The sequence below is a fragment of the Streptomyces sp. NPDC093586 genome (assembly GCF_044764905.1).
Lineage (GTDB): Bacteria > Actinomycetota > Actinomycetes > Streptomycetales > Streptomycetaceae > Streptomyces.
Genome location: NZ_JBIWJA010000005.1, coordinates 282,184 through 292,716, shown reverse-complemented (window position 1 = coordinate 292,716; position 10,533 = coordinate 282,184). Strand labels below are relative to the sequence as shown.

The following is a 10,533-nucleotide window of genomic DNA, read 5'->3' as shown; positions in this document are numbered from 1 at the left end:
GGGGGGGGGGGGGGGGGGGGGGGGGGGGGGGGGGGGGGGGGGGGGGGGGGGGGCCCCGCGGGGGGGGGGGGGGGGGGGGGGGCGGGGGGGGGGCGGGCCCCCGGGGGGCCCCCCCCCCCGCGCTGCCGGGCGGGCCCCGCCACTGGCGGGCCGGCCGCCGGGTGCACCTCGCGCTGAAGCCGGCCGCGACCGAGAAGGTGCGCCGGGCGGGCGGCACGGAACGCGTCGCGCGCCGCGTGGCGGCGGCCCTCGCCGAGCACCCCGACGTGGCGCTCGCCTACTGGGACGCCGGGCTGGCCCGGCTGGTGGTGACCGCGACCGAGGAGGAACTCACCGACCGGGTGGTGGACCGGGCGACCGACCTCGCCGCACAGCACGGGCTGGCCCGCGCCGACGACGAGGTGGAGGAGCTGGCCCACCCCGGCGACCCGGCCGCAGTGCGCGTCGCGGCCACCGCCCTCGGGGCCGACGCGCTCGGCATCGCCGCCGCCCTGACCGGATCGGCCCTGCGGCTGCCGCCCTCGCCCCGCCTGGTGACCGCCGTGGCGACGCTGCTGCGCGAGAACCCCGGGTTCCGCGCCTGGCTGCGCGAACGGCTCGGCGCCCACCGGATGGACGTCGCGCTGGCCGTCGCCAACGCGGCCGTGCACGGCGCGGGCCAGAGCCCGACCTCGCTGGTGCTCGACGGGGCCCTGCGCGCCTGCCAGTTGGGCGAGGCGGTGGCCCGGTCGACGGCCTTCGAGGTCGTGCACGACCAGCTGTGCGCCCCGGGCCGGAGCAGCCTGCCCGCCGACCTCACCCTGCGCCCGCCGCTGCGCACCTCCCCGGCCCAGGACTACGCCGCCCACGCCTCGACCGGCAGTGTGGCGGGCGCGGCGGCGACCCTGCTCGTCAAGCACGACCTGGCGGAGGCCGCCGAGGCGGTGCTCGCCGGCTCGCCCAAGGCCGCGCGCTACGGTCCCGCCGCCTTCCACGCCGTACTGAGCGCCGCGCTGTCCCGTACCGGTGTGCTGGTGCGCGATCCGGAGCGGCTGCGGCAGCTGGAGATGACCGGCACGGTCGTCCTGCACCCCAGTGCGCTGCGCACCCCGCACGCGGGGGCGGACCCGTGGACCGAGGACGTCCTGGACGCGGCGCGGCGCGCCGGGCTGCGCGTGGTGATGGTGGAGGACCCGGCGCTGGCCGACTTCACCGGCCTCGCCGACCAGGTCGTCGGCGCCCACCGCCCGCTCGGGGACGTGGTGGACGGACTGCGCGCCGAGGGCGGCGGCGTCATCACGGTCGTACGGCCCCTGCCCGGCGACGACGACTCGGTGCTGGCCGGGCTGTACGCCGGTGACGTGGCCGTGGCGCTGGCCGACGCGGACGCCCCGGTGGCGTGGGGCGCGGACGTGCTGGCCTCGCGCGGTCTGGCCGATGTGTGGCGGGTGCTGCGGGCGGTGCCGGCGGCCCGCGCGGTCGGGCACCGCTCGCAGACGCTGGCCCGGGCCGGGGCCGCGCTGTCCGGGCTGCTGGTCGCGGTCGGCGAGGCGCGGAGCGGGGGTGCCGGTTCGCCGCTGCCCGGGCTGCGGCACGCGCCGGTCGACGCGAGCGCGGCGGCGGCCCTGCTGTCCGGGGCGCGCGCCGGTCTCGGCGTGGCGACGGCCCGCGCCCCGCACCCCCGGTCGCGGGTGGCGTGGCACGCGCTGGACGTGGCGGACGTACGCGACCGGCTGGAGCACGAGACCGAGCCCGAGCCGACCGTCGTCGAGCAGGCCACGGCGCGGATGCGGGAGGCGGCCGAACGGGCGGGCCGGACGCGGGCGCTGGCGCCCGTGGTGGCACCGGTGCGGTGGTCGTGGCAGCTGGCCCGGGCCGTGCGCGGCGAGCTGGACGATCCGCTCACCCCCGTGCTGGCGGTCGGTTCGGCGGCCTCCGCGATCCTCGGCTCGGTCGTGGACGCGGCGCTGGTGGTCGGCGCGCTGGACCTGAACGCGCTGGTCGGCGGGTTCCAGCGGCTGCGGGCCGAGCGGGCGCTGTCCGGGCTGCTCGCGGAGCAGAAGCAGAAGGCGCGGGTGAGCGAGGAGACCTTCACCGAGGGCGCGAGGACGCCCGCGGCAGATGCGGGGGCGTCCGCGACAGGTGCGAGGACGTCCACAGGGGACGCGCAGGCGCACGCGGCGGGCGAGCCGCGGATCGTGGACGCCGCCAAGCTGCACCCGGGGCACGTGATCGAGCTGCAGGCGGACGACGTCGTGCCCGCCGACGCCCGGCTGCTGTGGGAGGACGGCCTGGAGGTGGACGAGTCCGCGCTGACCGGCGAGTCGCTGCCGGTCGACAAGTGCGTGGACCCGGCGCCGAAGGCGCCCGTGGCCGAGCGGCACTGCATGGTCTTCGAGGGCACGACCGTGGTGGCGGGCCGGGCACGGGCCGTCGTCGTGGACACCGGCGAGCACACCGAGGCCGCGCGGGCGGTCGCGCTGGCCGCGCGGACGCCGTCGGCGGCGGGCGTGCAGGCCCGGCTCCAGGAACTCACCCGCAAGGCACTGCCGTTGACGCTGGCGGGCGGCGCCGCGGTGACCGGTCTGTCGCTGCTGCGCGGCGCGCCGATCCGGCAGGCCGTCAGCGGCGGCGTGTCGGTGGCGGTGGCCGCCGTGCCCGAGGGGCTGCCGCTGGTGGCGACGGTGGCCCAGCTGGCGGCGGCCCGCCGGCTCAGCCGGCACGGCGTCCTGGTGCGCACCCCGCGCACGCTGGAGGCGCTGGGGCGCATGGACACCATCTGCTTCGACAAGACCGGCACCCTCACCGAGAACACGCTGCGCCTGACCCGGGTCGCGGGAGCCGACGGGACCGTCCGCAGGGCGGACGACCCGGACGCCGCCGAGACCGTACGGGTCGCTGCGCGTGCCTGCCCCCGCCTGAACGGCGACGGCGCCCGCCCGACCCACGCCACCGACGAGGCCGTCCTGGACGCCGCCGGGGCCGACCCGCGGTGGACGCAGGACGAGGGCCTGCCCTTCGAGACCTCCCGCGGCTACGCCGCCGCCGTCGGCCGGGACGCGGACGGCGCCCCGGTCCTGGTGGTCAAGGGCGCCCCCGAGACCGTGCTGCCCGCCTGCGCCGGCCCGCCGTCGCACGCCTCTCGGGCGGCGCAGGACCTGGCCCGTGCCGGGCTGCGCATCATCGCGGTGGCGCGGCGGCCGCTCGGCGCGGGCGAGAAGGCCGCCGACGTCCTCGAACAGCCGCTGGCCGGGCTGGAGTTCACCGGGCTGCTCGCCCTGGCCGACGTGGCGCGCGAGACGTCCCCGGCGCTGGTGCGCGGGCTGCGCGAGGCGGGCGTACGGCCCGTGGTGCTGACCGGCGACCATCCGCAGACCGCCCGCGCCATCGCCGTCGACCTGGGCTGGCCCGAGGACGCGGTCGTGGTCACCGGCGACGAACTCGCCGCCGCCGACCGCTCGGTCCGCTCCCGGATGTTGCGCGACGCGGACGTGGTGGCCCGGGTGGCGCCGGAGCAGAAGCTCCAGGTCGTGGAGTCGCTGCGGGACGCCGGACGGGTCGTCGGCATGGTCGGCGACGGCGCCAACGACGCCGCGGCGATCCGCGCCGCCGACATCGGCGTCGGCATCAGCGCCCGCGGTTCGGCCGCCGCCCGCAACGCCGCCGACCTGGTCGTCACGGGCGACGACCTGCTGGTGCTGGTGGAGGCGGTGCGGGAGGGCCGGGCGCTGTGGCACAGCGTCGCCGACGCCATCGCCATCCTGATCGGCGGCAACGCGGGCGAGGTCGGCTTCGGCATCCTCGGCACCGTCCTCGGCGGCGCCGCCCCGCTGTCCACCCGCCAGATGCTGCTGGTCAACCTCTTCACCGACCTGTTCCCGGCGATGGCCGTGGCGGTGACGGAGACGGGGGACCCCGAGCAGGAGAAGGACGACGCGGGCGCGCCGCTCGGTACGGCGGTGCTGGGCGCACCGCTGATCCGGCAGATCCGGCACCGGGCCATGACCACGGCGCTCGGGGCGACCGCGGCCTGGCTCCTCGGCCGCTTCACCCCGGGCACGGCGCGCCGCTCGACGACCATGGCCCTGTGCGCGGTGGTCGGCACGCAGCTCGCGCAGACCCTCGCCGACCGGCGCGACAGCCGGCTGGTGCAGGTGACGTCGCTCGGCTCCGCCGCCGCGCTGGTCGCCCTGGTGCAGACCCCGGGCGCCAGCCAGCTCTTCGGCTGCACTCCGCTCGGCCCGCTCGCCTGGGCGGGCGTGGCCGCGGCGATCGCCCTCGCCCTGGCGGGGCAGCGGGCGCTGCCGCGGGTGGAGGAGGCGGTGGTGAAGTACTGGCCGCGGGTGACGGAGCGGTTGCCGGCGGTGATGCGGTGATGCGGTGAGGCCGGGCCGGGCCTGGCCTGGCCTGGCCTATGCCCATGACGACAGCGCGGTTGACTGATGACCGCTACACCTTCTTGTCGCCGGTCAGGCCGAGCACCGCCCCACGTGCGTGACAATGGAGGAATGTCCACGCCCATCACGCCCGCCCCCATCGCCGCGAACCCGCCGTTGCAGATCGGCCCGCACACCGTCGCACCGCCCGTGGTGCTGGCGCCGATGGCCGGGATCACCAACGCGCCCTTCCGCACCCTGTGCCGGGAGTTCAGTGGAGGCAAGGGCCTGTTCGTGAGCGAGATGATCACGACCCGGGCGCTGGTCGAGCGCAACGAGAAGACCATGCAGCTGATCCACTTCGACGCGAGCGAGAAGCCGCGCTCGATCCAGCTGTACGGCGTCGACCCCGCGACCGTCGGCAAGGCCGTCCGCATGATCGCGGAGGAGGACCTCGCCGACCACATCGACCTCAACTTCGGCTGCCCGGTGCCCAAGGTGACCCGCAAGGGCGGCGGCTCCGCCCTCCCGTACAAGCGCCACCTGTTCCGGGCGATCCTGCGCGAGGCCGTCAGCGGCGCCGGTGACCTGCCCGTCACCATCAAGATGCGCAAGGGCATCGACGACGACCACCTCACCTACCTCGACGCCGGCCGCATCGCCGTCGAGGAGGGCGTGAGCGCCGTCGCCCTGCACGGCCGCACCACCGCCCAGCACTACGGCGGCACCGCCGACTGGGAGGCCATCGCCCGCCTCAAGGAGCACGTCCCGGAGATCCCGGTGCTCGGCAACGGCGACATCTGGTCCGCCGAGGACGCGCTGCGCATGGTCCGCGAGACCGGCTGCGACGGCGTCGTGGTCGGCCGCGGGTGTCTGGGGCGCCCGTGGCTCTTCGCCGACCTGGTCGCCGCCTTCGAGGGGCGCACCGACGCCTTCGTGCGGCCCACCCTGCGCGAGGTCGCCGACGTGATGGTCCGGCACGCCACCCTGCTGGGCGAGTGGATCGGCGACGAGGCCCGCGGCGTGATCGACTTCCGCAAGCACGTCGCCTGGTACCTCAAGGGCTTCGCCGTCGGCTCCGAGATGCGCAAGCGCCTAGCGATCACCTCCTCGCTGGAGGAGCTGCGCGCCGGTCTCGACGAGCTCGACCTCGACCAGCCCTGGCCCACCGGTGCCGACGGGCCCCGCGGCCGGACCTCCGGCAACAACCGGGTCGTCCTGCCGGACGGCTGGCTGAAGGACCCGTACGACTGCGCGGGCGTCGGCGAGGAAGCGGAGCTGGACACCTCCGGCGGCTGACCCGGCCCGCCGCCCCGCCGCGTTCACCCCCCGGACGGGGGCGGGATCGAGCCGTACGCGGTCAGGAAGCGGTCGCGGAAGGAGCTCGTCCGCCACACGGGCGCGTCGTGGGCGGGGCGGAGGCCGTCGGTCCAGTTCCAGCCGTCGATCGCGCGCGGCAGGCCGAGCAGGACGGCGGCGCCGGCGATCGCCTCCCCGGGGAGCTGTGCGAAGCGGTTCGGTTCCCGGGCGGCGTAGGTGTCCGGCAGCGCAGCGCAGCGCGGCGAGGACGAGCGCGGCGGACAGGACCGGGGTGGCCCGGCTCAGGGCGCGTGCGGGCACGGGGTGCCGGGTGCGCCAGGCACGCCGGTGGACGAGGCGGTCCCGGAAGGGGCGGGGCGCGGGTCCCGCCGTCGGAGCGCCGGGCGCGGGGCCGGTCCGCGGGACTCCTCCGGCTCGACGGCGGCTCCCGGTGCCGCCTCCGTGAAGTCGGTGCCGCCGGTCGTGTGCGCCGACCGGCGGAGGCGCGTGAAGACAGGCACTCGACGGTCCTTCCCTGTGGAACCCGGTGGACGGCGGACCCGGCGTGGGGGCCCGGGTCCGCCGCCCTGTCGTACGTCCCGCGCGCGCGGTGCGTTCAGACCGGCGCGTTCACACCGGCGCGCTCACGTCCCGGAACGCGTCCGCATGGTGAAATCCGCCGGGCTGTGGCAGCGTGATTCTCGCCACCTCTGATATGTGGGGTGCTCAGATGAGCGGATCATGACCGAGTCCACTTCTCCAAACTGTGGCACTGAGTGCCACACCTTGATCGTTCACCGATCGAACTCAAACGTAGGGAATGGCGCTCAAGTGAGCGGCGTGGGGTGTCCGTGGAGGTTGGTCCGTTCAAGAAGTGAAAACACAAGCCGCCGCTCGCTTGCCAAGCCTTGACTTTCAATCCGCTGGCGGACGAGTGGTTACAGGCACATGACGCGCAAGTGGACGTACCCAGATGCCTTCGATCTGGGTACATTCCTCGCCGTCAGGGCAGCCACCGCGTCCTCGAGGAGTCGAGACCCGTGTCGGAAAACAAAGAATCTCAGGCAGCCGAGCAGGGCACCGGCGTTGAGGGCGTGAAGTTCGTCTACGACTTCACCGAGGGAAACAAGGACCTCAAGGACCTTCTCGGCGGCAAGGGCGCCAACCTCGCCGAGATGACCAACCTGGGCCTCCCGGTCCCTCCCGGCTTCACCATCACCACCGAGGCCTGCAAGACCTACCTCGACAGCGGCGAGGAGCCGGCGGCACTGCGTGACGAGGTGAGTGCGCACCTCGACGCCCTCGAGACCAGGATGGGCAAGAAGCTCGGCCAGGCCGACAACCCCCTCCTCGTGTCGGTCCGCTCCGGAGCCAAGTTCTCCATGCCGGGCATGATGGACACCGTCCTCAACATCGGCCTCTCCGACAAGTCGGTGCAGGGTCTGGCGAAGCAGGCCGGCGACGACCGCTTCGCGTGGGACTCCTACCGCCGCCTCATCCAGATGTTCGGCAAGACGGTCCTCGGCGTCGACGGCGACCTCTTCGAAGAGGCGCTGGAGAAGGCCAAGGAGGCCAAGAAGGTCACGGTCGACACCGAGCTGGAGGCCGCGGACCTGAAGAAGCTGGTCGCCACCTTCAAGAAGATCGTCAAGAAGGAGGCCGGCCGGGACTTCCCGCAGGACCCGCGCGAGCAGATGGACCTCGCCATCAAGGCGGTCTTCGACTCCTGGAACGGCGACCGCGCCAAGCTCTACCGCCGCCAGGAGCGCATCCCGCACGACCTGGGCACCGCCGTCAACGTCTGCTCCATGGTCTTCGGCAACCTCGGCCCCGACTCCGGCACCGGCGTCGCCTTCACCCGCGACCCCGCCTCCGGCCACCAGGGCGTCTACGGCGACTACCTCCAGAACGCCCAGGGCGAGGACGTGGTCGCGGGCATCCGCAACACCGTGCCGCTCGCGGAGCTGGAGCGCATCGACAAGAAGTCGTACGACCAGCTGATGCAGATCATGGAGACGCTGGAGAACCACTACCTGGACCTGTGCGACATCGAGTTCACGATCGAGCGCGGCCGGCTGTGGATGCTCCAGACCCGCGTCGGCAAGCGCACCGCGGGCGCGGCCTTCCGCATCGCCACCCAGCTGGTGGACCAGGGCCTGATCGACGAGGCCGAGGCGCTCACCCGCGTCAACGGCGCCCAGCTCGCCCAGCTGATGTTCCCCCGCTTCGACGAGAGCGCCAAGGTCGAGAAGGTCGGCCGGGGCATCGCGGCCTCGCCGGGCGCGGCGGTCGGCAAGGCCGTCTTCGACTCGTACACGGCCGTCAAGTGGTCCCGCTCCGGCGAGAAGGTCATCCTGGTGCGCCGCGAGACCAACCCCGACGACCTGGACGGCATGATCGCCGCCGAGGGCATCCTGACCTCGCGCGGCGGCAAGACCTCCCACGCGGCCGTCGTCGCGCGCGGCATGGGCAAGACCTGTGTCTGCGGCGCCGAGGAGCTGGAGGTCGACACCAAGCGCCGCCGGATGACCGTGCCCGGCGGGCACGTCGTCGAGGAGGGCGACGTGATCTCGATCGACGGCTCCTCCGGCAAGGTCTACCTGGGCGAGGTCCCGGTCGTCCCGTCCCCGGTCGTGGAGTACTTCGAGGGCCGGATGCACCCAGGCGCCGACGACGCCGACGAGCTGGTCGAGGCCGTGCACCGCATGATGGCCTTCGCCGACCGCAAGCGCCGGCTGCGGGTGCGCGCCAACGCCGACAACGCCGAGGACGCGCTGCGCGCCCGCCGCTTCGGCGCCCAGGGCATCGGCCTGTGCCGCACCGAGCACATGTTCCTCGGCGACCGGCGCGAGCTGGTCGAGCGGCTGATCCTGGCCGACACCGAGGCCGAGCGCGAGGAGTCCCTGAAGGAACTGCTGCCGCTGCAGAAGCAGGACTTCGTCGAACTGTTCGAGGCGATGGACGGCCTCCCGGTCACCGTCCGCCTGCTCGACCCGCCGCTGCACGAGTTCCTGCCCGACATCACCGAGCTGTCGGTGCGCGTCGCCCTCGCCGAGTCCCGCCAGGAGCCGCACGAGAACGAGCTGCGCCTGCTGCAGGCCGTGCACCGCCTGCACGAGCAGAACCCGATGCTGGGTCTGCGCGGCGTCCGCCTCGGCCTGGTCATCCCCGGCCTGTTCACCATGCAGGTCCGCGCGATCGCCGAGGCCGCGGCCGAGCGCATGGCCGCCAAGGGCGACCCGCGCGCCGAGATCATGATCCCGCTGGTCGGCACGGTCCAGGAGCTGGAGCTGGTCCGCGACGAGGCCGACCAGGTCATCGCCGAGGTCGAGGCGGCCACCGGAGCGAAGCTCAAGCTGTCGATCGGCACCATGATCGAGCTGCCGCGCGCCGCGCTGACCGCCGGTCAGATCGCCGAGGCCGCGGAGTTCTTCTCCTTCGGCACCAACGACCTGACCCAGACCGTGTGGGGCTTCAGCCGCGACGACGTGGAGGCCAGCTTCTTCACGGCCTACCTGGAGAAGGGCATCTTCGGCGTCTCCCCGTTCGAGACGATCGACAAGGACGGCGTCGGCTCGCTCGTCGCCGCCGCCGCGAAGGCCGGCCGCGCCACCCGTCCCGACCTGAAGCTCGGCGTCTGCGGCGAGCACGGCGGCGACCCGGAGTCCGTCCACTTCTTCCACGAGGTGGGTCTGGACTACGTCTCCTGCTCCCCGTTCCGCATCCCGGTCGCCCGCCTGGAGGCCGGCCGCGCGGCGGTCACGTCGAAGGGCAGCGACCACCGCTGACCCCGCGCGGGGCACGCAAGACCCCGGAGCCGCCGTCTGTCACCCGACCACCCTCACCGATCGGCGGCGGCTCCGGATCACGAAGAACGGGCGGCACCCTTGTGCGGGGGTGCCGCCCGTTCGCGCGCGCTCCGACGGTCCGCGCGGTCGCCCGCGGGGCTCAGCCCATCGAGGACAGCGTCAACTCCGCCGCGACCCACAGAGCGGCGAGCTGCGCGCCGAGCGCCCCCGCGGTCACCGCCGCCGCCCTGCCGGGCGTCAGCCGGCGCCGGGCGACGCGGAAGACGAGCAGGGTGACCGCCGCGACGAGGACGACGAGTATCGCGGAGAGTGTCAAGGTGCCCCCAGGAAACGGGGCCGGCGACGAGCCGGCCGCTGGTCTGCCGGCGGCACACCGACCTCCTCGGCCTCGGTGTGCCGCATCGGTGTGCCCTTCTGGAGGACGCGCGCCGTCCGCCCGGGGTTCCCCGCCTCAGCGCGTGGCGCGCCGCCTGCGGGTCGCCACGAGGAGGCCGCCGCCCGCGAGCACGACCGCCGCGCCGCCCGCCGCGAGGTACACGGTGCTGTCGTCGCCGCCGGTCTCGGCCAGGTCGGCGCCCTGCTCCCCGGCGGCCGGGTCGGCCGCGGCCTGCTCGCCGCCCGCCTCCGCCGCGCCGCCGCTTCCCTTGTCGCCGCCGGTCTCCTTGTCGCCGGCGGGCACGAAGTCCGCGGGCGGCTTGTCGCAGCCGACGCCGTCCTTGTCGCGGTCGAGGCGCTCGCTGTAGTGCTCGTCGCCCTTCTGGATGTTCGCGTACCCGGCGGCGTACGCCTCGGTGCAGTTCTTGAACGGGTGGGCGCCTTCGTGCGCCTGGGCGAGGGACGGCAGGGCGGCCAGGGCCACCGCGGTGACGGCGACGGCGGCGGACTTGTGGAACAGCTTCATCGACATTCCCGGTGATGGTGTGGAGCGACTGGGTCGGAGGTGATGAAGCTAGTGAGGTGACGGGTGTGTGGTGACGATATGGAGGAGCCGTGACGGGAACGTTACGTGACCGGACGGTAGCTATCCGTTTCCCGGGAGGGTCCGGGCCCCGGACCCGGGCCCTCCCGGG

The 10,533-nt window shown here is 74.5% G+C and carries 5 protein-coding genes; 3 read left to right on the top strand and 2 right to left on the bottom strand.

Translation table 11 applies throughout. From position 1 onward, the window contains the following. Positions 1 to 122: 122 nt before the first annotated feature. The 3 genes from ACIRFH_RS08780 to ppdK all read left to right on the top strand — a co-directional run bounded on the left by ACIRFH_RS08780 (position 123) and on the right by ppdK (position 9,442). Positions 123 to 4,355 carry an HAD-IC family P-type ATPase gene (locus ACIRFH_RS08780; protein WP_403518272.1) on the top strand — a complete coding sequence of 1,411 codons (4,233 nt, stop codon included), beginning with the start codon at positions 123 to 125 and terminating at the stop codon, positions 4,353 to 4,355. A gap of 132 nt (positions 4,356 to 4,487) precedes the next feature. After that, positions 4,488 to 5,654 (top strand): tRNA dihydrouridine synthase DusB, encoded by a 1,167-nt coding sequence (dusB, locus tag ACIRFH_RS08775; RefSeq protein ID WP_403518248.1) that lies wholly within the window; start codon positions 4,488 to 4,490, stop codon positions 5,652 to 5,654. 1,040 nt (positions 5,655 to 6,694) lie between these two features. Beyond that, entirely contained in the window at positions 6,695 to 9,442 is a 2,748-nt protein-coding gene (gene ppdK, locus ACIRFH_RS08770) for a pyruvate, phosphate dikinase (RefSeq protein WP_403518246.1), read from the top strand. 160 nt (positions 9,443 to 9,602) lie between these two features. Here ppdK and ACIRFH_RS08765 read toward each other — a convergent pair whose 3' ends face one another. Together ACIRFH_RS08765 and ACIRFH_RS08760 are read right to left on the bottom strand one after the other, a co-directional pair. After that, entirely contained in the window at positions 9,603 to 9,779 is a 177-nt protein-coding gene (locus ACIRFH_RS08765) for a hypothetical protein (RefSeq protein ID WP_403518244.1), read from the bottom strand. Between the two features lie 135 nt (positions 9,780 to 9,914). Further along, positions 9,915 to 10,364: an excalibur calcium-binding domain-containing protein gene (locus ACIRFH_RS08760; protein ID WP_403518270.1), complete on the bottom strand. Its 450-nt coding sequence runs from the start codon at positions 10,362 to 10,364 to the stop codon at positions 9,915 to 9,917. Between the last annotated feature and the right edge of the window lie 169 nt (positions 10,365 to 10,533).

What these genes read in the sequence shown, in the direction of transcription:
- dusB (WP_403518248.1), top strand. Translation starts at nt 4,488, where the DNA reads ATGTCCACGCCCATCACGCCCGCCCCCATCGCCGCGAACCCGCCGTTG.
- ACIRFH_RS08760 (WP_403518270.1), bottom strand. Translation starts at nt 10,364, where the DNA reads ATGAAGCTGTTCCACAAGTCCGCCGCCGTCGCCGTCACCGCGGTGGCC.